16 protein-coding genes are annotated in these 25,405 nt (G+C 54.6%); 13 read left to right on the plus strand and 3 right to left on the minus strand.

Going from position 1 to position 25,405, the window contains the following annotated elements:
- Window positions 1-72: 72 nt before the first annotated feature.
- Both GC101_RS09375 and GC101_RS09380 read right to left on the minus strand, forming a co-directional pair.
- Window positions 73-492 carry a response regulator gene (locus tag GC101_RS09375; RefSeq protein WP_171717016.1) on the minus strand — a complete coding sequence of 140 codons (420 nt, stop codon included), beginning with the start codon at window positions 490-492 and terminating at the stop codon, window positions 73-75.
- Between the two features lie 14 nt (window positions 493-506).
- The gene (locus tag GC101_RS09380) at window positions 507-1,724 is read right to left on the minus strand and encodes a sugar efflux transporter (protein WP_171717017.1); all 1,218 of its coding nucleotides are present in this window, start codon (window positions 1,722-1,724) and stop codon (window positions 507-509) included.
- Between the two features lie 136 nt (window positions 1,725-1,860).
- On the opposite strand from GC101_RS09380, the gene GC101_RS09385 reads away from it, so the two are divergent.
- Together GC101_RS09385 and GC101_RS09390 are read left to right on the plus strand one after the other, a co-directional pair.
- Complete coding sequence (locus GC101_RS09385) at window positions 1,861-2,772, plus strand: helix-turn-helix domain-containing protein (protein ID WP_171717018.1); 912 nt, start codon at window positions 1,861-1,863, stop codon at window positions 2,770-2,772.
- A 180-nt stretch (window positions 2,773-2,952) separates the two neighbouring features.
- On the plus strand, window positions 2,953-5,775 hold the full coding sequence (locus GC101_RS09390) for a glycoside hydrolase family 3 protein (RefSeq protein WP_171717019.1): 2,823 nt from the start codon (window positions 2,953-2,955) through the stop codon (window positions 5,773-5,775).
- A 381-nt stretch (window positions 5,776-6,156) separates the two neighbouring features.
- On the opposite strand, the gene GC101_RS09395 is transcribed toward GC101_RS09390, so the two are convergent.
- Window positions 6,157-7,068, minus strand: a complete 912-nt coding sequence (locus GC101_RS09395; protein WP_171717020.1) for a helix-turn-helix transcriptional regulator — start codon at window positions 7,066-7,068, stop codon at window positions 6,157-6,159.
- A gap of 164 nt (window positions 7,069-7,232) precedes the next feature.
- Here GC101_RS09395 and GC101_RS09400 point away from each other — a divergent pair, with 164 nt between their 5' ends.
- The 11 genes from GC101_RS09400 to GC101_RS09445 all read left to right on the plus strand — a co-directional run bounded on the left by GC101_RS09400 (window position 7,233) and on the right by GC101_RS09445 (window position 25,343).
- Entirely contained in the window at window positions 7,233-10,418 is a 3,186-nt protein-coding gene (locus GC101_RS09400; protein ID WP_171717021.1) for an alpha-mannosidase, read from the plus strand.
- A gap of 17 nt (window positions 10,419-10,435) precedes the next feature.
- Complete coding sequence (locus GC101_RS09405) at window positions 10,436-11,575, plus strand: glycoside hydrolase family 88/105 protein (RefSeq protein WP_246354238.1); 1,140 nt, start codon at window positions 10,436-10,438, stop codon at window positions 11,573-11,575.
- A 262-nt stretch (window positions 11,576-11,837) separates the two neighbouring features.
- A complete protein-coding gene (gene iolG / locus GC101_RS09410; RefSeq protein ID WP_171717064.1) occupies window positions 11,838-12,887 on the plus strand; it encodes an inositol 2-dehydrogenase in 1,050 nt (349 codons plus the stop codon).
- Window positions 12,888-12,923: 36 nt separating this feature from the next.
- Window positions 12,924-13,754: a 5-deoxy-glucuronate isomerase gene (gene iolB, locus GC101_RS09415; protein ID WP_171717022.1), complete on the plus strand. Its 831-nt coding sequence runs from the start codon at window positions 12,924-12,926 to the stop codon at window positions 13,752-13,754.
- 436 nt (window positions 13,755-14,190) lie between these two features.
- Entirely contained in the window at window positions 14,191-14,325 is a 135-nt protein-coding gene (locus tag GC101_RS36490) for a hypothetical protein (RefSeq protein WP_281365825.1), read from the plus strand.
- Window positions 14,326-14,633: 308 nt separating this feature from the next.
- On the plus strand, window positions 14,634-15,644 hold the full coding sequence (locus GC101_RS09420; protein ID WP_171717023.1) for a LacI family DNA-binding transcriptional regulator: 1,011 nt from the start codon (window positions 14,634-14,636) through the stop codon (window positions 15,642-15,644).
- 1,334 nt (window positions 15,645-16,978) lie between these two features.
- Window positions 16,979-17,995 (plus strand): 5-dehydro-2-deoxygluconokinase, encoded by a 1,017-nt coding sequence (gene iolC, locus GC101_RS09425; protein ID WP_171717024.1) that lies wholly within the window; start codon window positions 16,979-16,981, stop codon window positions 17,993-17,995.
- Between the two features lie 108 nt (window positions 17,996-18,103).
- On the plus strand, window positions 18,104-19,564 hold the full coding sequence (locus GC101_RS09430; RefSeq protein WP_171717025.1) for a CoA-acylating methylmalonate-semialdehyde dehydrogenase: 1,461 nt from the start codon (window positions 18,104-18,106) through the stop codon (window positions 19,562-19,564).
- Between the two features lie 22 nt (window positions 19,565-19,586).
- Window positions 19,587-21,620 (plus strand): 3D-(3,5/4)-trihydroxycyclohexane-1,2-dione acylhydrolase (decyclizing), encoded by a 2,034-nt coding sequence (iolD, locus tag GC101_RS09435; RefSeq protein ID WP_171717026.1) that lies wholly within the window; start codon window positions 19,587-19,589, stop codon window positions 21,618-21,620.
- A gap of 99 nt (window positions 21,621-21,719) precedes the next feature.
- Window positions 21,720-22,616 (plus strand): myo-inosose-2 dehydratase, encoded by an 897-nt coding sequence (gene iolE, locus GC101_RS09440; RefSeq protein ID WP_171717065.1) that lies wholly within the window; start codon window positions 21,720-21,722, stop codon window positions 22,614-22,616.
- Window positions 22,617-23,096: 480 nt separating this feature from the next.
- Complete coding sequence (locus tag GC101_RS09445; RefSeq protein ID WP_171717027.1) at window positions 23,097-25,343, plus strand: AraC family transcriptional regulator; 2,247 nt, start codon at window positions 23,097-23,099, stop codon at window positions 25,341-25,343.
- The last annotated feature ends 62 nt before the right edge of the window (window positions 25,344-25,405 follow it).

Here is a 25,405-nt window from a genome sequence, read left to right on the forward strand (position 1 = left end):
CGTATATATTGAAAAAGAGATCAGCGGATCGTTCACCGCCGGTCTCTTTTTGCGTGCTGCCGTAATTATAGGTCATATCATCTGGTCTGAGCGCTGGAGCTCCGCTTGTTCGAGATAGGGATGATCATAACCGCCGCTCATGCCTGCTGATCCAAGCAGCACCTCTTCCAGCGCACCAAGTTCAATAGGCTTCAGCAGAGAATCGATGCCCCCCTGGCAGAAGGCCTTCAGGACAAATTCATGGCTGCTGGTGACGATGATTCTGCCGTGAGTATGCTGATCATACCACTGGTCCAGCGGCATGGCTTCGCTCAGCAGCAGCAGCCTGGCATCTGTAATAATGAGTTCAGGTCTATGCTTCTGAATAAGCCGCAGGGCAGAAGGCTCGCAGCCGGATTCCAGAATATCCGCCGCTTCGGGGAAGAGCTGCCCCAGCATGTGCTTCAGGCGATCACGTACATGAGGGTTATCGTCAATAAGTAGTATTTGCATAGGAATGCCTCCTGTCAGGATGCCATTTGATGGGTAATCTTCTCTTCCGGGGAACGCTGCGGCCATAGCAGCAGTCCCAGTGAACCTACAATAAGGACCAGGCACAGCCAGTAAGAATGCCGGTAGCCGACCCACTGTGCGGCTGCTCCGCCTGCCAGGCTTCCGGTCAATCTGCCGATCGTTGTAGCATTGGTATACAGCGTTGATGCGTAGCCCGGGAGGTCCGGCAGCAGGTCCTGGATATAGCTGATTCCAATCGCTGAGATTACGGCTACGAAGAAAGCCAGCAGCACCTGTCCGGCAATGAGCTGCCACAGCTCTCCAGCTCCAAGCACCAGCAGGTAATAGACTGCACCGAGCACGATTCCCCAGCCCATCAGCAGCTTGTTAGAATATTTGGCGGATAACAAGCCAAGCATGAACATGAACGGGATTTCCAGCAGTGCGCAGATACTCGCAACCGAAGCCACATTCTGCGTATTGCCTCCAAGCGTATTGATGATGAAGAGTGAAATGTTCAGGTTATTGGCCCAGTGTCCGGCATAGAGCAGGGTCAGGACGAGAAAAGGCACCAGCACCCGGGTATTCCGGTGCAGCCGTACCGGCTTGTGTCCACTTTTGCTGACCTGTCTGACGGCTGCGGCTGCGGATGAACGTACGAAACTAAATACAAGCAGCGCATTGAGTAAGAAAATTATGGTGGTAGACAGGAACACACCCTGATATCCGAAATGGCCCAGCAGGACGGCTCCTGCCAGCGGACCGCTAATGAATCCGAGTGAGAACATAGAGCGTAAGGTAGAATTGGCAAAGGCATGGTCAGCGGACGCGCTGGCGTTCACAGCTTCCCTGCTACTAGCGAATAATTGCGGCATCGCCGGAGCGCCGGCTGCGGTGAACACAGTCATATAGATCAGCAGCGGATAGAAGTCATGGATAAATATATATCCGGCAAAAGCGATGGCATTAAACGTCATGCAGATGACCATAAGCTTGCGGCGGCTCAGGCCGGTATCCGAGCGTTTGGCAATTAACATACTTATAGCGACACCGCTGATGAGCGTCACGGCAGTGAAGATTCCGAAGGTTCCGGCGGATACGCCAAGCTCTTCCGTGAAGTAGACAGCCAGGAATGGGGCGCTGATCGAGATGGCCATTCCCTGCAGCAGCATGCAGAGCATGAATATCGGATAGGTTGGAATCAGAAGCAGGGCATAGGTTCTTTTCAACATAGAGGCAGTGAAGTTCCTTTCGGCATAAGCTTGCAGACTTATCTTTGATTTGGTTATAGTATAGTTAATTATTTGGGAATATTGAATGTTTTATCTGATCATAAAAATATACTATTTGGCTGGGATGGTGACGATTGTGGACGTGAGACTGCATGCCTGCGCGTATTCTTTTCATACGCTGCCCTTCAAAACCTCCTTCACTCCCCCGCCGTTCTTTCTCTTCCGGCTGCAGGTGGTGGGGAGCTGCAAGGCGCTGGTCAACGGGAGAATGACAAGAATTCAACCCGGCGATTTGCTGATCTACCAGCCCGGGGAGCCCTATCATCTGGTGGTGGAGGAAATGGACGGCAGGATTGAGAGCGGCGATTATTACCTGCTCTGTGAAGGCTCGTGGATTCAGCAGTGGTGGGAATCGCGGCCCCGTCTGCTGCATCAGCGGATCCATCTGGATGCCGGCATGCTGTCCCTGTGGCAGCAGCTCAGCATGGAGCAGCACCGGATCGTCCAGGACAGCCCCGAGCTGATCCGCCATTTGCTCTGCGCGCTCTGCCTGTCGCTTGACCGCTTGTCGGTGGAAGCCGTCTCTGTTGAGGATGCGCCGAAGCGGTCCAATGAAATGGTGATGAGAATGCGCCGCTACATTAACGAGTATGCGCTTAGTCCGCTGCGGGTAGAGGATGTTGCGGATCATGCCGGGCTCAGCGTATCGCGTGCCGTGCATCTTTTCAAAGAGCTGTCGGGATATACCATCATTCAATACACGCAGGAAATCCGGCTGTCGAACGCCCTGGAGCGTATCCGCTATACCGACTTCAGTCTGGAGAATATTGCGAATGCCTGCGGCTTCGCGACCTATTCCTATTTCCACAAAGTATTCAAGGCCAGGTACGGCATCTCCCCCAAAGAGATCCGCAAGCGGCCGCTGGAGAACAAGCCGGAAGGGGATTATGTAATTACGAGCGGAGACCTTAAATTTACCGGATTGTCGGCTGATGCGCTGAGGTTTCATTATCCGCACGGAGATCCCCCGCAGCCCGGCAACTCCTGATTTCAGCTGAGGATTCTCTAATTATGAACTGATTTTTATGTTAATTGTTTAGGTGTTGCTGTAAGCGCTAATCTTTTATGATGAGGAAGGATAGAACAACCGGGCTGTGCGGAGGAATGTGAACGCCTGGCTTTGGATGTAATGAAACCGTTATCATAAAGATTAAAGGAGCGATTATTCATGGAAACAGCTACATATCCGTTTAAGCAAATTGAAGTACAGCTGAATGAACGTGTTCAGGATCTGCTCTCCCGGCTGACGCTGGAGGAGAAGGTAAGTCTGATGCCGCAATATCAGGCGGCGATTGACCGTCTTGGTGTAGGCGGTTACAAGCATGGTACAGAAGGGGCGCACGGGATTTCGTGGCTGGGCAAAGCAACCTCATTCCCGCAGCCAAGCGGACTGGCCTGCACCTGGAACCCGGAGCTGCTGCAGCGGATCGGTTCAGCGATCGGCGATGAGGCGAGAGCGTTCTACCGGAAGAATCCAACCGTTAACGGCCTGACCCTATGGGCACCGACCGTGGACATGGAGCGGGACCCGCGCTGGGGCAGAACCGAGGAAGCCTACGGGGAAGATCCTGAGCTGACGGGCCAGCTGAGCACCGCGCTTGTCAAAGGCATCCAGGGCGATCATCCGGTGTATTTGAAAGCGGTAGCAACCCTTAAGCATTTCCTCGGCAATAACAATGAAATTGACCGCGGTGTGGCTTCATCCAGCATTGATCCGCGGAACATGCGTGAATATTATCTGGAAGCCTTCAAGCCGGCCTTCAAGGAAGGCGGAGCACAATCCATGATGACCGCCTACAACTCCGTGAATGGCGTGCCGGTAATCCTGCACCCGGCCGTGATGGAGATTGTGAAGGGCGAATGGGAAATGGACGGGTTCATTGTAAGCGATGCCGGGGACCTGTTCGGGATTGTGAAGGACCATAAATATTACGATTCATTCGCCCAGTCGATGGCCGAGTCGATCAAGAACGGGATTGACAGTGTAACCGAAGAGACGGAGGAGACCATTAAAGTCATTCATGAGGCGCTCCGTGAAGGCCTGCTGACCGAGGAGGATCTGGACCGTGCGCTGGCGAACACCTTCCGCATCCGCTTCCGGCTGGGTGAGTTCGATCCGGAGGAAGGTAATCCTTATGCGGCAATTGATGATTCCGTCATTCTCAGTAAAGCGCATAGCGACTTGTCTCTTGAAGCGGCCAAGGAATCCATTGTCCTGCTGAAGAATGACAACGTAGCGCTCCCGCTGAGTGCATCCGCGCTGTCCAAGGTAGCCGTAATCGGCCCGCTTGGGGACGAAGCCTTCAGAGACTGGTATTCCGGCACACTGCCTTATGCGGTGACACCTCTGCAGGGAGTGACCAAGAAGCTGGCAGGCAAGCAGGTCTCCTTCGAGAGCGGCAGTGACCGGATTCTCTTAACCTCAGCGGCCAGCGGCCGGACGGTGGGCATCACCGGTGAAGACGGACGATTGGCGGCGCTGCATGACAAGCCGGAGCGCGGTGAATTGTTCCGTCATACGGCTTGGGGCTGGACTGCTAATACCTTGGAGGCTACAAGCCGGGGACAATATGTCACCCTGACGGATGCCGGTACACTGGCAGCTTCCGCTGATGAGATCTACGGCTGGTATGTGAAGGAATCGCTGAATCTGGTGCCGGAAACAGAGGGTGCAGTATCCCTGCGGACCTGGAATAATAAGCCGCTGTTTATTAGCGCCGAGGACGGAACCATCCGCGCAGCTGAAGAAGAAACATCTGCCGCAGCTGAGTTATTCCATAAGAACGTTGTAGTGAACGGCGTAGAAGCTGCGGTAGAAGCGGCCAAAGCCGCCGAGGTTGCAGTCGTATTCGTCGGCAACCACCCGCTGCTGAACGGGAAGGAAGAGATCGACCGGCCGGATATCGTGCTGCCCGTAGAACAGGAGAACCTGGTTAAGGCCGTCTATGCCGCCAATCCGAATACAGTAGTTGTGATTGTCGGCAGCTACCCGATCTCTTCCACCTGGATCGATGAACATATCCCGGCGGTGCTGTACACCTCCCATAGCGGGCAAGAGCTCGGCAATGCGGTGGCAGATGTCCTGTTCGGCGATTACAGCCCGTCCGGCAGACTGAATATGACCTGGTACCGCTCTGTGGATCAGCTTCCGGAATTCATGGACTACGACATCATCAAAGGCAAAAGAACCTACTTGTACTTCGACGGGGAGCCATTGTATCCGTTCGGCCATGGTCTGAGCTATGCACAGGTGGCTTACAACAAGCTGTCGCTGGAAGCAGAAGAAGTGCAGGAGGACGGCACGATCAGCTTGACGGTAGAGCTGGAGAACAGCGGCAGCGTAGACGGCGCTGAAGTGGTTCAGGTGTATGTGCAGTCCTTGTCGACCCGGATCAGACGTCCGCTCAAGCAGCTGAAGGGTTTCGACAAAATTCATCTGGCCGCAGGACAATCGCAGACCGTAGCCTTTACTCTGCCGGTGTCTGATCTCGCCTTCTGGGATGTAAGCCGTGAGCAATACTGTGTAGAAGACGGAGAATACAACATTCTTGTGGGCCGTTCCTCCGGTGACATCAAGCTGTCGGCCAAGATAAGAGTACACGGCGACACTGTACCGGCGCGTAACCTGTACACAGCCGTCAAAGCCGAGAACTACGATGATTATGAAGCGGTATTCCTGGATGAATGCAAGGCAGGCGGAGCTTCGGTACATCCGGTGAAGGATGGGGCCTGGATTGCCTTCAATAATGTACAGTTTGCCAAAGGCGCAGCTGGCGTCGAAGTGCTCGTGTCCTCCGTGAAGGGCGGCAGCATTGAAGTCAGAACCGGAAGCCCTTCAGGCAAGCTGGCAGCAACGCTGGAGATCCCGGCAGGCGAAGCCCAGAAATGGCATAGCCAGTCTGCGATTGCGGGCGTGGATGCCGGAACCGATGATGTGTACCTGGTATTTACTGGTGAGGTATTGCTCAGCCGCTTTCAGTTTACTTTGTAAAAGGTAGCGGTTAGCAGCAACCCTTGCCGCATGTTTTTTGCAGCGTTAAGAAACCGCATGACATTAAGAATTTTCAGCCCTTGGCCTTTATGGTCAGGGGCTTTGACTTTATCCTGAGAATCACTGGATGGAGGGGAGTTCTCCTGAAGGCTTGAAACCACAAGCATCTTCAAACACCAGGAATGGATGAATGCTATTCCTATTGTACTTTGTACAGCAGATGGCTCTAAAATCCGCCGGAAAATAGAATCTGTAGCACTTTATACAGTAGAATTCCGCGGAATGAATAAATTTGAGCAGATATCAAGAAATCTATTGTATGAAATACAACAGAAATGGTTTTAGCACACGATCACGCAGGATCTATTGCAGAAAGTGCAATTAGTAGGAAAGTGTGGCCGAAGCTGTGCCGGATAAGTTCTGCTGCTTGCGGAACGCGGACGGGGACATGCCGCTGAGCTTGTTGAAGATACGGTTGAACTGCGAGAAGCTGTTGAAGCCGCATTGCCCGGCGATGGCGGAAATCTTGTGCCGGGTATGAAGCAGCTGCTGCTGGGCTTTGCGGACCCGGGTCATCTGGATGTATTCCGTCAGGGTAGAGCCGGTGACTGCTTTGAACTGATGCGATAAATAATAGGGGCTGATATAGAATTCTTTGGAGATAGAATCAAGGGACAGCTCGCTGCTGTAATTACTGTGAATGTGTGCGGTAATCGAATAGATTTTCTGCATCATTGCGTTTCCGATCTCCTCAAGCACATAAGCGTTCATGTCCTGCTGTTGTGATAAGGTGCACAGGAATTGCTGGAACAGGCTGTGAATCAGCACCGGATTCAGCGGTGAGGCGCTGTGTGACAGGGTAAAGATGGCATTAAGCGGCTCGAATACGGCACTGCGCGGTCCGCCCGTTAACCGGTAGATCGGGACTTCCCCGGCGAACGGGTGCAGCATTTTATTGTAAGCGGTTTCGAGTCCGGGTATGTTCTTAGGCATGTTAAAGTTGATGATCAGCCGTTTATGCGGCGGGCCAACCGGATACTGGGTCATATGCAGACGGTACGGAGCAAGCAGAACAATGTCATATTGCTGCAGGGCATGCACATTGCCTTCAATAATATGGGTGGCGCTGGAATCAAGCAGAATGTGAATTTCGTAAAAGTCATGATCATGCTGGAATTCCATGTTGATATCGTGGGAGCGCTGATCGTAGTCAAAATAATAAAACAGCGGATCAGCCGGAGTATTGATGCGTACGCTATAGCCTTGCTCATACATCAGGTCACTTTCTAGCATATGCCCTCACCTCACTATCGCTTGTTTAATGATTTTTATTTATTATAGGTCCAAAAAAGCAAAATGTGCAATAAAGATGGGGAATTACAGCAAAAGCAAACTAGTTTTTGAAGAGGGGGATTTGCTATAGTGGCAATGTGAAAGCGGATACAAGGGGTGAGGGCATGTTTTTGACAGAAGAAAAGCTGATCCGGCGCCAGGCCGAAATCGGCAAATATAGGTATCTCCAAATTCTGGAGCTTACGGAGTTTGCGCTTGCAGAGGATGAAGACGGGGCAAACGGTCTGTATCCGGAAGCGGTGGTCTTTGAAAGCGAAATCAGGCTGAAGGAGCACTGGCGCGGGCGTGACCGTTATGTCTGGCTGCGCGCAGTGGCAGTACTGCCTCCAAGGAAGGCGGGCTTCCGGATCGCCGGCAGATTTGATTTCGGGAAATCGGGGAGCTTCAATAACTCCGGCTTTGAATCGCTGCTGTTTGTGGACGGGGTTCCTTATCAGGGAGTGGATACGAATCATCAGGAGGTTATTTTTGGCGATGAATTAGGCGGGCAGAGGGTAGAGCTGGTCTTCCGGCTGTGGTCAGGTCTGGAGGGCGGAGGTCCGCCTGTCCTGCAGGAGCACCGGATTAGCCAAGCTATGATTGGCTATCTGGACGATAAGGTTGATGACCTGTTCTATATGTCGCAGGCGGCGCTGGACACCTTCCGTTATCTGGGCAGCGAACAGCCGGAGAAGCAGTGGCTGAGGAAAGCGCTGAACGACGCGTTCCGTCTGATCGACTGGTCGGAGCCCGGTTCGGAAGAGCATATTACCTCGCTGTACCGGGCAGGCTCGAGCTTGAACCAGGCGGTAGAGGGAATGCCGAAAACTTTTGACATGACGATTACAGCTATAGGCCATACCCATATTGATGTCGCCTGGCTGTGGAGGCTGAAGCATACCCGTGAAAAGACGGCCCGTTCCTTCTCCACCGTACTGCGGCTGATGGAGGAATTCCCGGAATATCAGTTCCTGCAGACACAGCCGCAGCTGTATGCCTATCTGGAGCAGGATTATCCCGAGCTGTTCAGGCGGATTGCCGAGAAGGTGAAGGAAGGACGCTGGGAAGCGGAGGGGGCGATGTGGCTGGAGGCGGATTGCAATATCCCGTCCGGTGAGTCGCTGGTCCGGCAGATTATGACGGGCAAGCGCTACTTCCGTGAACAATTCGGCATAGAGAGCAAGTACCTATGGCTGCCGGATGTGTTCGGGTACAGCTGGGCGCTGCCGCAGATTCTGCGCAAATCAGGCATCGATACATTTATGACGACCAAAATCAGCTGGAACCAGTTCAACCGGATGCCGCATGACACCTTCTGGTGGCGGGGGATGGACGGTTCGGAGGTTCTTACGCATTTCATCACAACCTCAGAGAAGAACGGGGATGCGTATACGTATAACGGCCGGATGACTGCAGCGCTGCTGCGCGGAATCTGGAATTCGTACCAGGACAAGGAGATCAATGACCACCTGCTGTTTGCTTACGGCTGGGGCGATGGGGGCGGCGGGCCTACACGGGAGATGCTGGAGCTCCGGCGGCGCTTCGATAAGCTTCCGGGAATGCCGAAGCTGAAGATGGGCAGCGCAGGGGAATATTTCACCGGACTGCATGAGCGTATCGGAAGTTCTGAGGCTTATGTTCATACCTGGAACGGTGAGTTATATTTCGAATGCCACCGGGGGACTTATACCTCGCAGGCCCGCAACAAGAAATATAACCGCCGCCTTGAGCTCCTGCTGCGTGATGCGGAGTGGCTGCACACGCTGACCGGTGTGAGACAGGGGAATCTTGAAACCGCTTATCCTGCGGCTGAGCTGCGGGGGATTTGGGAGATTCTGCTGCGCAACCAGTTCCACGACATCATCCCCGGTTCTTCCATTAAAGAGGTCTACGAGGATAGTGATCTTGAATACGCGGAAGGGGAGGCACGGTCACTTGCCCTGATTAGTGCAGCGGCTGAAGGAGAGACCGGGAGTAATTCCATTTCCGGAGGGCAAGAACAAGGACGGCAGGAAGAATCGTATACCTTGCTGAACAGCTCAACCTGGGACCGGCCGCGTTATGCAGAAATGACCGGAGACGTTGAAGAATCTGTTTGGATTCACGACGCCGCCGGGAACAGGCTGCAGCAGCAGCGGACGGCAGACGGCGGAGTGCTAGTGTATGTTCCTTCTGTGCCTGCACTGGGCACGGCGGTGCTGCAGGTTGTCCGCGGGCAAGCGGAGGCTGCGGAAGCTGTTGCTCCGGAGGAGGCGGTTCAGCGGCTCGCGGTGGTATCCGGCGGCAACAGGCTGACGACACCGCTTATAGAAGTGGTGTGGAACGAACAGGGACAGTTCACTTCCATGCGCGACCGCCGCAACAACCGCGAGCTTCTGGTGCCGGGGCAGCGCGGCAATGTACTTCAAGTGTTCGAGGATAAGCCGCTGGATTATGAGGCCTGGGATATCGATATTTTCTATCAGGAGAAAATGACGGAGATTGCTCAGCTGACAGACTGTGTGCTGGCCGAGAATGGCCCGCTGCGGGCGGTGCTGCGCATGGCCTGGACGTATCACCGCTCAGCGGTTACCCAGGACATTATCTTCTACCGGGATACAGCCCGGGTTGATTTCCGCACAACCCTCGACTGGCATGGACATAATCAGCTGCTGAAGGTTGCCTTTCCGGCCGATATCCATGCGCTGGAGGCGACTTACGATATTCAGTTCGGCAATGTGAAGCGGCCGACGCACTGGAACACGAGCTGGGATTATGCCCGCTTCGAAACGGTAGGCCATCAGTGGGCGGATGTCAGCGAGAAGGGGTATGGTGTAGCCCTGCTCAATGACTGCAAATACGGCTATGACATCAAGGACAGTGTGCTGCGGCTGACACTGCTGAAGTCGGCGGTCCATCCCGATCCGGAGCAGGATCAGGGACAGCATGCCTTCACATATGCACTCTATCCGCATACGGGTGATTTCGTGGAATGCGGAGTGGTCCAGGAGGCCTGGGAGCTGAATAATCCGCTTCGCACCGTACCGGGAAGGCTGGAAGGAGCGCCGCTGTTCTCCGTCGGGGGCGGACATGTTCTGGTTGATGCCGTCAAACGCTCGGAAGACGGTAATGATGTGGTGCTGCGCCTGCATGAGTATGCCGGTTCACGGACGCAGATCCATGTGGAGAGTGTTTACTCCATTGCGTTCTGGCAGGAATGCAATTTGCTGGAGGAGCCGCTGGGAGAATGGCAGGAAGTTGAACTGGCCTTCCGGATTAAGCCGTATGAAATCAGGACTTTCAGAATTAAGCTGCGCGGGGCGCAAGCATGAGAGGGGAGCCAGGTGAGATGGGAACAGGGGAGAAGCATATGGTGAACGTAAGCGGATTGAATAAGGATGAGGTGCTCGGGAAGCTGGGCCTTGTCACGGGGAAGCTGATGAAGCTGAGCCGGCCGGACAACGAATCAGAACTGCAGAAGCTGGGGGAGGATGCGGAACGGCGGGGATATTTTGCCCGTGATTTCGGCATGGAGGAATGGGACTGGCCGCAGGGTGTCGGGCTGTATGGTCTGCAAAAGCTTGACAGGCATTTCGGCGACGGCCGTTATCAGGCATACACCAAGCCGTGGATGGCCCGGCAGCTGGAGAAAGGCCTGCCCAGCCGGAACATTAATACGACAGCTCCGCTGCTGTCGCTGATGGAACTGGAGGAGGCCGGGGAACTGAGCCTCGAATGGGTGGATTGGCTGATGCATGGCCTGCCGCGGACGCTGGAGCAAGGCTATCAGCATGTCACAACCGGTGCGGACAAACATGAGGTATCACTCCATGATAATGAAATCTGGATTGATACCCTGTTCATGGCTATTTTGTTCACGGCAAAAATGGGTGTGAAATATGACAATCTACAGTGGCGGGAAACCTCGCTGCATCAGCTGCTGCTGCATATTAAATATTTGTATGACAAAAAAACCGGGCTGTTCTTCCATGGCTGGCATTTTGCAGAGCAGCATAACTTCAGTGAGGCTTTCTGGTGCCGCGGCAACGGCTGGTTCACACTGGGCCTGCCTGAATATCTGGAGCTGATGCGCCCGTATCTGCAGGACGGAATCTTCGCCTATCTCCAGCAGATTCTGCAGTCACAGGCAGATGCTTTATTAGCCTGCCAGAGCGCAGATGGACTGTGGCATACGCTGCTGGATGATCCCGGCAGTTATACCGAAACATCCGGGTCGGCAGCCATTGCGGCTGGTATTCTAAGCGGCGTACGCGGGGGACTGCTGCCGGAGACGTATGCAGAACCGGCGCTGAGAGCGATCCGGGCTGTGCTGGACAGAATCGATGGTGAGGGCACAGTGCTTGGCGTATCAAGCGGTACTCCAATCGGTGCAGCCAAGGAAGATTACAAAGGGATCATTATTGCCCCTATGGCCTATGGCCAGGCATTGGCTCTGGTTGCGCTCGGTGAAGCTCTGCATTATTGCTGAGAAAGGAGTCCGGAGTTGGCCTATGAAGGAGCAGAGTTGCTGAGATTGAGTCCGGGCTTGGTCTGGGGTGCAAAGCTGCTGTGATAAAGTCCGGGCTTGACCTGGAGGGCTGCCAAAAGGGACAGCGGCTTTACAGCAGGGATTGGTGTGTATAGCTGCATTCTATCCTGCCAAAGATTTGTCTTGAAGCTTCCGGGAGCATGGAGTATACTGTTCTCGGGATGGTTAAGCGCTTACCCTATGGGGAGGATAAGCAAACATGATAAAACCAATTGTAGTTGGCATTATCGGCGCCGGAAGAATCGGCCGCCTGCACGCGGATAATCTGCGTGTGATGCCGTGCTTTAAGCTGAAATCCATTGCAGAGGCTATGATGAGCGAGGAATTGCTGACGTGGGCAGAGAGCCGGGGACTGGCCTCCGTGTTCGCCGAGGGTGAAGATATTCTGAATGATCCTGAGATTGAAGCGGTGTTCATCTGTACACCGACAGATTCGCATGCATCCTGGATCGGGCGTGCTGCGCGCGCAGGGAAGCATATTTTCTGCGAGAAGCCGGTCAGCCTCTCCTCTGAAGAGACTTCTTCGGCGCTGCAGATTGCAGAGGAAGCCGGTGTGCTTCTTCAGATCGGCTTCAACCGCCGGATGGACCCGAGCTTCCGCAAGCTTCAGCAGCTGGTCCGGTCCGGGGAGCTTGGCAGCCCGCATATTGTGAAGATTACCTCGCGTGATCCGCAGCCTCCCGGTGAGGCTTATGTGCGCTCATCCGGCGGCATGTTCATGGACATGACGATTCATGATTTCGATATGGCCCGCTATCTGGTAGGCGCAGAGGTGGCAGAAGTCTATACCCGGGGCGCCAACCTGGTTGATCCGATGTTCGGACGCTGCGGTGATGTCGACACAGCCGTCATCACGCTGACCTTCGCCAGCGGAGCAATCTGTGTCATTGATAACAGCCGGAAGGCTGTCTACGGCTATGATCAGCGGGTCGAGGTATTCGGCCCGCTCGGCTCGGCGGCGGCTGATAACTGCCGCCCGACGACCGTGGAGGTATCCACTGCTACGTCGGTCACCCGCGACCAGCCGGAGCATTTCTTCCTGGAGCGCTACAATCAAGCGTTCATAGACGAGATCGCCGCGTTCGCCCGTTCGGTACGTCTGCAGGAGCCGCTGATCTGCAGCGGACGCGACGGCCAGCAGGCGCAGCTGATTGCCGAAGCTGCCAGGGAATCCCATCTGACCGGGCTTCCGGTCAAGCTGACTGCCGTTACCGGGACTGGGGCAAGAGTATCGGAGATGCGAACTATGTAAGCGGATGCATATCTTAAGGCGGAGGAGGACGGCAAGATGTCCGATTTAATCATTAAGGCCGGAACGCCAGGCAGGGATGGGCTGGTGTCTGCGCTCAGCAAGGAAAGCGCCGGATGGAAGTATGTCGGGTTTGAGGTGTATGAGCTGCAGGCCGGGAATACGCTGAACCGCAGTGCAGAAGCGAACGAGATCTGTCTGGTGCTGCTGGCAGGCAAGGCAGATGTGCGGGTGGACGGCCGGCTGTTCGCCGGAATCGGCGCGCGAATGTCTGTCTTTGAAGATAACGCTCCTTATGCCGTATATGTTCCGGCCGGAGCGCATTATGAGGTTACGGCGCTTACAGAGCTGGAGATTGCGGTCTGCCTTGCTCCGGGAACGGGCAAATACCCCGCGCGGCTCATCACTCCGTCCGATGCAGCAGTTGAGGACCGCGGGTATGGCAGCATGTCGCGCCGGGTCGTTAACATTCTGCCTGAGCAGAGTGAGGCGGAAAGTCTGCTCGTGGTTGAGGTGCGCACGGGCGGCGGCAACTGGTCGAGTTATCCACCGCATAAGCATGACCGGGATAATCTCCCGGAGGAGTCTTATCTGGAGGAGATCTATTACCACCGGGTGAACCCCGCCCATGGTTTTGTGGTGCAGCGGGTGTATAATGACGACCGCAGCCTCGATGAGACCATGGCTGTGCCTGACCGGAGCATTGTGCTCGTTCCGGAAGGCTATCATCCGGTCTCAGCGCCGCCGGGCTATGACTCGTATTACCTCAACGTGATGGCAGGTCCGGTCCGCACCTGGGTTTTCCATAATGATCCGGACCATGAGTGGCTGTTCGAAGCGGGGGCGCATAAACCTGCGGGGGAGGAATGAACTTAGTCCGACAGCTGGGCAAAGGCAAGGTAAGGTAAAGTTGGGCGAGGCTAGGCAAGGCTGGGCAAGGTTGGGCAAGGTTGGGCAAGGTTGGGCAAAGTAAAAGCAATGCCAGGTAGACCAGGGCAGACCAGGCCAGACCAGACTAGATCTAATAGTTAATTCAGGAGGCTTCCGCGTAGCGGAGGCCTTTTTCTGCAATTATAAAAATACATATAGACTTACGCTGTAAATTGTCATTCTAATTAAACCGGAATTTGGACAAACGCCACACAAGTTACTGGTAAATCGTGGTGGGGCTAGTGGAAAACGTCTATTCCTTACTTTTGACTTGTTGCCGGCAGTATCGAAGCTTCTTTGTAGCGTGGTAGACATAAATGTTGTACGTTTTGCAACTTTGGTTCATAGATAGCCGGGTGTTTGGGAGAATTGTTGTATGAAATACAACAATTCTCCCGCTAAGCCGCTCGGAAAAGGTGAAATGCTGCATTTTGTACAACAATTTTGGATTTGGGGAGATATAATCGGAAAAATGTTGTATTATGTGCAGGATTTTGAAAAAGTTACCTGAGTTCTGGCACAAAGAGCGGATGAATAGGGAAAATCCTGCGGCAACAGCAGCCAAACGGAAGCCGGAATAGTCGCAGGGGAAGATTGGATCGTTTGTTGAAATATTAAGGTGTGCCCATATAGTTCTCGGTGAAGCGGATATCGTCCTCTTAAAGCAGGAGTTGTCGTTTCCGCTCGGCGTACCCGTACCTGTCCGTCTGATTTCCGCCGCAGCGGGCACCATGCGGTCTCCGCTGAATAGACACCACGGGAGGACTTCCCTATAATCGAGTTATAAGAAGGCATGAACGCAAAGGCGGGCTTAATACGATGAAACCTACGATCTATGATGTGGCACGGGAAGCGGGAGTCTCAATCGCTACCGTGTCCAAGGTATTGAATAAGAGCGGACGGATCAGTGACAAGACACGGGAGAAGGTGGGCCGGGTCATGGAGGCGCTGAATTATCAGCCGAGTCTGGTGGCATCTGCCCTGACGAGCCGCCGGACGGGAACAATCGGGCTGATGATTCCCGACATTGCCAATCCTTTTTTTGCGGAGACAGCACGGGGGATCGAGGATTACGCCCAGGAACAGGGCAGTGACTTAATCGTGTGCAGTACGGACCGCAGTGATGAGAAGGCCGCCCGGTACATCTCGCTGCTGCTGCGCAAACGGGTGGATGGCCTGATTATTGCCTCACACCCCGGAAATCCTGAGCTGATCCGCGGTCTGCTGGCCGACCATGTGCCGCTCGTGCTGTTCTCGGCGGATATCCGCATGATGGAGAGCAATAGTGTCACGGTGGATGATTATAAGGGCGGCTATCAGGCAACGGAATATTTGCTGTCCCTCGGGCATCGCAGGCTGGGCATTATCTCGGACAACCTGCCGGGCAGCAAGCTGCGTGCGGAAGGTTTCCTGGATGCGCTGAAGGCTGCGGCTGTCCCTTTTGACAATCCGGCGAATATGACGCACACTTCGGCTACGCTGGAGAATGGCCGCACAGCAGCAGCGGCGATGCTGAATCAGGCGGAGGAACTGCGCCCTACTGCCATCTTTGCCTGCAATGATCTGCTCGCGATCGGGGTACTGAAGGAGGCGCGCGGAGCAGGCCTGTCCATTCCCCGTGATCTGTCTGTAGTAGGCTTCGACAATACGATGCTGGCTGAAATTTGTCATCCCTCCTTGACCAGTATTGCCCAGCCCCTGCGCGAGATGACAGAGCAGGCGATGATTCTGTTGAATGAATCGATCAGCAATCCGGCCAGCCCCAAGCGGAAGATTATGCTGATGCCGGAGCTGGTGATTCGTCATTCTACGGGGCCGGCTCCGCAATAAGATATTCATACGCCTGGATGGCACCAGAATAACCCTCAAGGATAGACCCGACTTTGTGGGTTTTTTTTGATGAAATGGATGCTTTCCTTAAGGGAATGGAGGGGACAGGTTGGAGAATGTTAATGAATCGGGTGAGAAGTGGCACTCTCAAGGGGCTAAGCCAAAGGCGAGGGGCGAGGGGCGGAGAGTGGAAGGCGGAAGGGCAAAGGAGGGGAGGGCAAAAGTGGCAACCAGAGACGGCTATAATACGAACGGGACTGGCCGGCCCGGATGTTATGGCAATCGGAAATAGTTGGATTTTATCCACTTGCTGATGAACGATAGCCCCCTGCTCCAATAACAGTTGGATAAACAGCACTTAATTCCTCCCTTTTTAACCCAAGTAACGAAATTGACGCATAGTAGATGTTGTTTTTCCACTTATTTCCGAAATATGCTGTGAATCCGGCGAATTAATATACTTTTTTCCACTTATTTCTGTGGGGGGAGGTATTCCCTCGGCGTTCCCTCAGTCACTCCCGTCCTCACAACCACCCCCGGCATCCTCTCAGTCACTCCCATCCTCACAGCCACCACGGCGTTCTCTCAGTTCCCCCCGGTCCCTCTCAGTAACCCCAGGCGTTCTCTCAGCCTACCCTTCAGCGTCCGTCAAATTCCCTTGAGCATCCGCACATTTCCTGAGACGATACTGTCCTTTCAAAAGATGATACCGTTTCAGTTTGGCTTGCATTTCTCCGAGTGGTATCGCTTTCAAATTGAGGATTGCCAAATGTATTGTTCTAATCTATACTGAAAGAGAAAATAAGGTTAAGCGCTTACCCTCCCCCCAATAGAAATATTGTTCTAAGAAATATTAGAGACATTATTGACTTCTTGCCAGCCTGCCAGCCGACTATCCAATCAGCTCATAAATGAACCGACCGATTAACTAGCTGCTCTACTAATCAGCTAATCTGTTAACCGAGGAACCAATCAATCAGCCAACCAAACAATTAATCAGCTGATCTATCAACGAACGAACCGGCCAGCAACCAATCAACCAATCAGCTAATTTACTAATTAACTAAACCAACCTTCAATTGATCTATCGATCAATCAACGTACTAACCGATCCATCAACGATCAACAGATCCATCAACAGACTACTGGTCAACCGACAAGATCAATCACTCTGCCAACAGATTATCCAATTAAATTATCTATCTATCATTCATCAATCCATCAATCAATCCATCAATCAATCAATCAATCAATCAATCAATCAATCAATCCATCCACTAACCCGCCGGTCATTCACTTATCTTTTCTCTAACCTTGATCAAGGAGGCGTCACTATGAACGGTTTGCAGTTTGACCCTGCCCGGCCGCTGGATTTAATTGCTGTTGGCCGGCTTTGTATTGATTTGAATGCCAATGAAACCGGAAGACCGATGGAAGAAACAATGACCTTCACCAAATATGTCGGCGGTTCCCCGGCCAATATCGTAATCGGTACAGCGCGTCTGGGAATGCGCACGGGCTTCATCGGCAAGCTTGCCGATGACCAGATGGGGCGGTTCATCCGCACCTATCTGCAGAAGAACGGCATAGACGACAGTCAAGTGAGCGTGGACCGGACCGGTGCGGTGACGGGGCTGGCTTTTACAGAGATTAAAAGTCCGCAGGAATGCAGCATTCTGATGTACCGGGACCATGTGGCCGATCTGCTGCTGAATACCGAGGAGATCTCGGAGGATTACATCCGTAGCTCTAAGGCGCTGCTGATCTCCGGCACGGCCCTGGCGCAAAGTCCTTCCCGTGAAGCGGTATTTCTGGCGCTGGAATTTGCCCGCAAGCACAAGGTTACGGTGTTTTTTGATCTCGATTACCGCCCTTATACCTGGACATCGGCCGCAGAGACGGCTGTCTACTATAACCTGGCTGCCGAGAAATGCCACTGCATCATCGGTACCCGGGACGAATTCGATATGATGGAAGGTCTCTATAATCTGGTAGGCGCTGATGATCAGGCCACGGCAGCCCGCTGGTTCTCGCACCAGGCGGAGCTGGTGGTTATCAAGCATGGCGGCAGCGGATCGATCTCCTACACAGCGGACGGGCAGAGCCACAGAAGTGGTATTTATCCGGCCAAGGTACTTAAGACGTTCGGTGCAGGCGATTCCTATGCCTCGGCTTTCATCCACAGTCTGATGAACGGGGACAGTGTCGGCGAAGCTATGCGGCGCGGCAGTGCATCTGCATCCATCGTTATCTCCCGCCACAGCTGCTCGGACGCAATGCCGACCCTGGAAGAACTGGGAGCGTTCTTACGGACGAATGAGGAGATCAAGCTCACTTCAGGCGCTCAATAAGCGGGGCGATGATGGCCGGAGCAATCAAACCAAGGCAAGACTTAGACCCTGCCGCCAGGCAGCGATTCAATAGCAGCATTACACCAATAGAGCCGAAGGAGTGACAGCATGGCAGAGCCAGTCAGACAAATACTGAAGAACTATATTGACGGGGAATGGACAGATGCAGATACGAAGTTGACGGAGGCAGTGTATAATCCGGCTACGGGTGAAGAGCTGGGTAGAGTTCCGCTATCCGGCCGGGCCGATGTAGAGCGGGCTGTGGCGGCGGCCAAAGCTGCTTTTGCCGGCTGGTCCAAGACTCCGGTACCGCGCAGAGCACGGATTCTCTTCAAATACCAGCAGCTGCTGGTGGAGAATTGGGAGGAGCTGGCGCAGACGATCACACTGGAGAACGGCAAAAGCTTCAAAGAAGCCTACGGCGAAGTGCAGCGCGGCATCGAATGTGTAGAATTCGCGGCGGGAGCCCCGACGCTGATGATGGGCCGGCAGCTGCCGGATATTGCGACTGGCATCGAGTCGGGTATGTACCGCTATCCCATCGGGGTGGTCGGCGGGATCACACCGTTTAATTTTCCGATGATGGTGCCCTGCTGGATGTTCCCGCTGGCGATTGCCTGTGGCAACACCTTTGTACTTAAACCTTCAGAACGCACACCGCTGCTGGCAGCACGTCTCGTGGAACTGCTGGCGGAAGCGGGACTGCCTAAGGGGGTGCTGAATGTGGTGAACGGTGCGCACGAGGTGGTTAACGGTCTGCTGGAGCATCCCGATGTGAAGGCGATTTCTTTTGTCGGATCGCAGCCGGTGGCAGAGTATGTCTATAAAAAAGGAACGGAGCACTTGAAGCGCGTTCAGGCGCTGGCAGGAGCGAAGAACCATTCGATCGTGCTGGCGGATGCGAACCTGGAGGCTTCAGCAGCACAGATTGTGAATGCAGCCTTCGGCTCAGCCGGCGAACGCTGCATGGCTTGCTCTGTGGTAACCGTGCAGGAGGAAGTGGCTGATGAGCTGATCTCCATCCTGCTGCGGGAATGCAATCAGATGACCATCGGGAACGGTATGGATGAAGATACATTTCTTGGACCGGTGATCCGCCAAGGCCATAAGGATAAAACCGCTGCCTATATCGAACAGGGCATCGCCGAAGGGGCGAAGCTGCTCAGGGACGGGCGGGAGGACGCTGCGGTGCAGGGTGCGGGTTATTTTATCGGGCCGACGCTGTTTGACGGCGTAACGCAGGAGATGAGGATCTGGCAGGAGGAGATTTTTGCGCCGGTGCTGTCGGTGATCCGGGTTAAGGATGTTGATGAGGCGGTGGAGATCGCGAACCGTTCGCGGTTTGCTAATGGGGCTTGTATTTTTACCAATGATGGCGGCAAAGTCCGCTATTTCCGTGAACATATCGAATCCGGGATGCTGGGTGTCAATGTTGGCGTACCTGCACCGATGGCCTTCTTCCCGTTCTCCGGCTGGAAGGATTCATTCTACGGCGATCTTCATGCGAACGGAAGCGACGGGGTGGAATTCTATACACGCAAAAAAGTCGTCACCGCCCGCTGGCAGTAGACAAGAGGAAGGAGGAGATCCTGTGGAACGCATCAGATTAACAACAGCGCAGGCGCTGGTTAAATTTCTGAATCAGCAATATGTGGATTTTGGCGGCGGGCCGGAACGCTTCGTGCATGGTGTATTCACCGTGTTCGGACATGGCAATGTACTCGGACTCGGGCAGGCGCTGCAGGAAGCGCCGGGTGAACTTACGGTCTACCAGGGGAGGAACGAGCAGGGGATGGTTCATGCGGCGGCCGCGTTCGCCAAGCAGAGCCGTAGGCGGAGGATTATGGCCTGTACCGCTTCAGTCGGGCCGGGGGCGGCCAATATGCTGACGGCTGCCGCGACGGCGACGGCGAATCAGATTCCGGTGCTGCTGCTGCCCGGGGATACCTTTGCCACCCGCCAGCCTGACCCGGTGCTGCAGCAGATGGAGCATACCTATAATCTGTCGATTACAGTCAATGATGCTTTTAAGGCTGTGAGCAAATACTGGGACCGGATTTACCGGCCGGAGCAGCTGATGTCGGCCATGCTGAGTGCCATGCGGGTGCTGACAGATCAGGCGGATACCGGGGCGGTGACTATCGCGCTGCCGCAGGATGTGCAAGGCGAAGCCTGGGAATATCCGCTTGATTTCTTCCGCAAACGGGTCCACCGGGTCACCCCCCGGATTCCGCACCCGGATGAGATCGCTGCTGCCGCTGAGCTTATCGCAGGCAAACAGCGGCCGCTGCTGATCTGCGGCGGAGGTGTCCGGTATAGTGATGCCGGAGTGGCGCTGCGCGCTTTTGCAGAGAAATTCGCCATCCCGTTCGGGGAGACACAGGCCGGAAAAAGCGCGGTAGCGGGCAGCTTCGAGTACAACCTTGGCGGCATCGGCGTCACCGGCAACGGCTGCGCCAACTCGCTGGCTCAGGCTGCTGATCTGGTGATCGGCGTTGGCACCCGGTTTACGGATTTCACCACAGGCTCGAAGAGCCTGTTCGGCCATCCTGAGGTGGAGTATCTGACGCTCAATGCCTCGCCTTATCACGCGGCCAAGCTGGACGCGCTTGCCGTGGTCTGCGATGCAGCCGATGGGTTGAGAGCATTATCCGCTGCTCTGGAGGAGCGGGGTTACCGCTCAGCTTACACGGATGAAATCGCTGAGGCCAAGAAGGCATGGGCTGCGGAAAGAAGCAGGCTGGCCAATGTGGAGTATCCGGGGAATACCGGCAAATCCGGGAATGGAGACAGCATGCAGGGTAGTGGGGTGAAGGAAGGCAGCGTTGAGACGGAGCCGAACAGCCCCCCAGATCCGCTTGTACCGGTAGTGTTCGTACCCGAGGTTGCCGGGCATCTCGATGAGAAGCTGCCTGAGTATGCGGAGGTGCTGAACACCTCACTAACCCAGACGCAGGTGCTTGGAATCATTAATGACATGATTCCGGAGGATGCGATCGTCATTGGAGCCGCCGGCAGTCTTCCGGGAGATATGCAGCGGATGTGGAATTCGGCTGTGCCGGATACCTACCATATGGAATACGGATTCTCGTGTATGGGGTATGAAATCTCCGGTGCGCTCGGCGTGAAATTGGCTGAGCCTGAGCGGGAAGTATACGCGCTGGTCGGCGACGGCAGCTATCAGATGCTGCATTCGGAGCTGGTGACCAGCCTGCAGGAGAACAAGAAGATTAACGTCCTTCTGCTCGATAATGCAGGCTTTGGCTGTATCAATAACCTGCAGATGGAGCAGGGGCTGGACAGCATGGCGACGGAATTCCGCCGCCGGGGGACGGACGGCATGCTTAGCGGTGAGCTGATGCGTATCGATTATGCGGCGAGCGCAGCCGGTTATGGGGTTCAGACGTTCCGTGCGGCGACAGTAGAGGAGCTACATCGTGCGCTGGCGGCGGCCCGGAGGTCGGAACGCTCTACGCTGATCGACATCAAGGTGCTGCCCAAGACGATGACCCACGGTTATGGAGCCTGGTGGAATGTCGGTGTAGCCGAAGTGTCCGGCAGTGAAGCGGTGCAGGCCGCTTACGGGCAGAAGACCAGCCAGCTGGAGAAGGCCCGCAGCTACTGAGGACCCGGGTGTCCTGCGGAAGGCCGCCGGGCCGCCCGGCTAACAGCCGTATAAATGTGCCTGCCATACTTGCGATTATGGAAGGGGGAGAACAAGATGATATTCAAAGAACATGCGGTCCGGCTGGCGATTGCTCCGATCGCCTGGACTAATGATGATATGCCCGAGCTGGGGCGTGACAACACCTTCGAGCAGTGCATCAGCGAAATGGCGCTTGCCGGGTATCAGGGCAGCGAGGTGGGCAACAAATACCCCCGTTCCCCGGAACAGCTGCACCGGGCGCTGGAGCTGCGCGGCCTGCAGATCGCCAGCGCCTGGTTCAGTGCGCACCTGACGGTGCGGCCGTACCAAGAGACAGCTGAAGCCTTCTGTGCGCACCGTGATTTCCTGCATGAGATGGGCGCCAAGGTCATTGTCGTCTCTGAGCAGGGGCGGAGCATCCAGGGGCAAATGGATACACCGCTGTTCGCCGGCAAGCCTATATTCACTGACGGGGAATGGGCGGCGCTCGCGGCTGGCCTGGGCGGTCTGGGACGGCTGGCTGCAGAGAAGGACATGAAGCTTGTGTATCACCATCATATGGGAACCGGCGTGCAGACTGCCGCTGAAATTGCCAGACTGATGGAGCTGACGGAACCCGGCGAGGTATCCCTGCTGTTTGATACCGGACATCTTGCCTTTTCCGGTGAGAATCCCCTGGAGGTGCTGCGTACCCATCTGCCGCGGATTAAGCATGTACATCTGAAGGACATCCGCCCTGCGGTTGTGCAGCAGGTGATTGCGGAGGGACTCAGCTTCCTGCAGGCGGTAAAAGCGGGCGCGTTCACCATACCGGGTGACGGCTGCATTGACTTTACGGAGATTTTTGCCGAGCTGGCCGCATCCGCCTACACGGGATGGTTCGTAGTGGAAGCGGAGCAGGACCCGGCGCTTGCAGATCCGCTGGAATATGCTATCAAGGCGCGGCGTTATATCCGGGAACTCTGCGGTTTATAACGACTTGGGCAGCTGATTTGTGGTTGTGCCTGGAAGGTGGGCGGGGTTGCGCGGCTACGGCTGAGTAAACTCCGCTTTTTTATTGTCCTAGCCAAGCAGCTGTTGGAATAGCAAATGAGCATACCATCAGTAGACTGAAGCGGACTCATTTCAGTCCTTCTGACTAGCTGATGATCCAGATGGGCTATGATAAGCCCCGTCAAGCACCCGCAGAGAACGTGCGAGACGTGCTAAATGCAAATTTGATTCATCGGGGATTTGAAACGCCCCCGAAGATCCCCTAGAGAGAAGGAAAGGGTGTTACAGGAACCAATCTTTGCCTGGTTGGCTGGACCGGGAGCGCGTGTGCTATAATGGCAGCAATTCGGACGGAAGTTATATTTGTGAGAGTGGTTAGTGCAGCTGAGCTTCAGAGCAGCATAAATATTGAGCGGGCGGACTGCGGCCCGGGATCTTAACGGTTGTGAAGGGGGTTGTCTATTGTTCCGTACCTGGTATCGCCGATTGCTGCTATCGTATTTCCCCATTTTTTTGCTGACCGTGACGATCCTGATCTTTGCCTCATTTGTGTTTATCAATGATATTTCCCGGATGGAAACGAAGAAAGCAGACCGCATCTCTGCCAGCTATCTCAAGGATAGTGTGGACCGGACGATTAAGGAAGTTGAGCTGTCGGTGCTGGACGCGGTTGAACGAAGTGATGCCTACAAGCGGTATTTTAATAATCTGGGCCAGACAGATACAGGGACGATCTACGCGGTTGCCCAGAGTCTGCGCAATCTGATCCATGAATCCTCCTACATCCAATCGGTTTATTTGTATGACCGGACAAATGGAAGCGTTTTAACAGAGACAGGGTTGAAGGAGCTTACCGGATTCATCGACGAAGACTGGATTAGAGCAATAACCTCCGGTCCGGTACCGGAAGGCTGGCAGCCTGTCCGGGAATATAAATATGAACTTGTGCAGCGTACACCCATACGCGTGCTCACTATAAATAAAGCTATGCCGCTCCCTTTCGGATCTGAAGGTGTACTGGTCATCAATATCAAAATGAGCGGGATTGAACAGCTCGTCGACAGTATGGTCAACCAGCAGCTCTCTTTCATGACCATTCTGGATAGCGGGGGGAATATAGTATACCAGGCACATTCAGACAGCGAAGGAGCCGCGGGCGGCAAGCAGCTGAACACGCTGTATCTGGAGCGGAACGGCTGGACATTCTCAAGCGGTATCAAGGCGGGGAACCTGTTCAGCTGGGTCTCTGTGATTTCCTACCTCTGGGTAGCGATTGCCATAGGGACAGTGATATGTGCGATATTGTATCTGGTCTATGTGACCCGGCGCAATTATAAACCCATCCAGGTGATCATGAACCGGATTGAAGGCCATCAGATCCGCAGGATGGACCAGTCGACCGAGCGGCCGGACGAAATGATGCTCATTGACGGGGTGCTGGAGGATCTGATCAACCATATGACCGATTATGATACCAAAAGCAGGGAGAACCTGCTGCTGCAGCGCAGCAAGCTGTTCACCGATCTGCTGTACAGCGAGCGGCTGGACCATGTGATCCAGCGGCTGGAGGAGCTGTCCCCGCTTACCGGTGCCAACTCATCATCCCGCTTCATGGTTGTACTCAGCGAAATTAACCGCTATGAGCAGGTATTCGAGGACCGCTATACCCGGGGCGATCAGAACACCCTCAAGTTTGCCCTGATGAATGTGTTTCAGGAATTGGCACGGAATGCCGAGCTGCAGGGATGGGCGGAGTGGGTAGGGACCGAGCGGGCAGCCATTCTCTTCGTGGCAACCGGCAGCGATGGGGAGATGGCGGCGAAGATCCGCATCTTCGCGGAAGACTGCCGGTCCTGGGTAGAGCAGAATCTGCGGATCTCGCTCAGCTTCGGAATCGGTTCTGCAGCTGCCGGTCCGGGCGCGGTCCGGGAGTCTTTTGCCGCTGCCGAATATGTCATGCAGCATAAGCTGCTGATCCACGAGGATATCGCGTTGGCGGAATGCGGGGAAGCGCGCCAGCCGCTGCTTGAAACGTACAAATATCTGCAGATGATCGCTGAATTCGTGAAGCAGTTCCGCATGTCGAGCGGGCAATGGCGGGAGCAGCTCGAGCGGATCTTCGAAGCGTTTGAGCAGGATTTTCTGCAGGACGATGATATCCGCTCCTTAATTCAGGCGATGCTGCAGATGCTGGGCCGGGAAGTGGCCGTCATGTCGGAGCAGCTGCAGGACGAGCTGTCGGCGGAGAATGCGTTGATCCGGCTGAACGAACTGGACAAGGCCGAATCTATCCATGAAGTGAAGAATATTCTGTTCGAATACTTAACCGATGTGTTCCGCACCTATGTCTCTGTCAGCGAGACCAAGAGCTACCGGGCCATGGTCAATGAGATGAAGAACTACATCGAAGAGAATTTTACCAATCCGGATCTTTCTCTCAAGCATTTAAGCGACCGGTTTCAGGTATCCGGTAAATACGCCAGCTATCTGTTCAAGACGGAGTTCAAAATGAAGTTTGTGGATTTCCTCACGGATCTGCGGATGAAGAAAGCCGAGCAGCTGCTGCTGGAGACTGAATCTTCACTGCAGGATATTGCGCTTCAAGTAGGATACGCGAATGCCATAACGTTCGGCAGGGTATTCAAACGGATTGCCGGTATCACACCGGGGGATTACCGCTCTTCGAAACGCCAGACCTATTCCCGTTAGCCCAGGCCGCATCCCTGCTCGCAAACCTCCGCAAGGAGCATGCAAACAGTGATGTGGCCTCT

Origin of the sequence: Paenibacillus phytohabitans, from assembly GCF_013141775.1 — a bacterium.
Classification (GTDB): domain Bacteria; phylum Bacillota; class Bacilli; order Paenibacillales; family Paenibacillaceae; genus Paenibacillus_AQ; species Paenibacillus_AQ phytohabitans.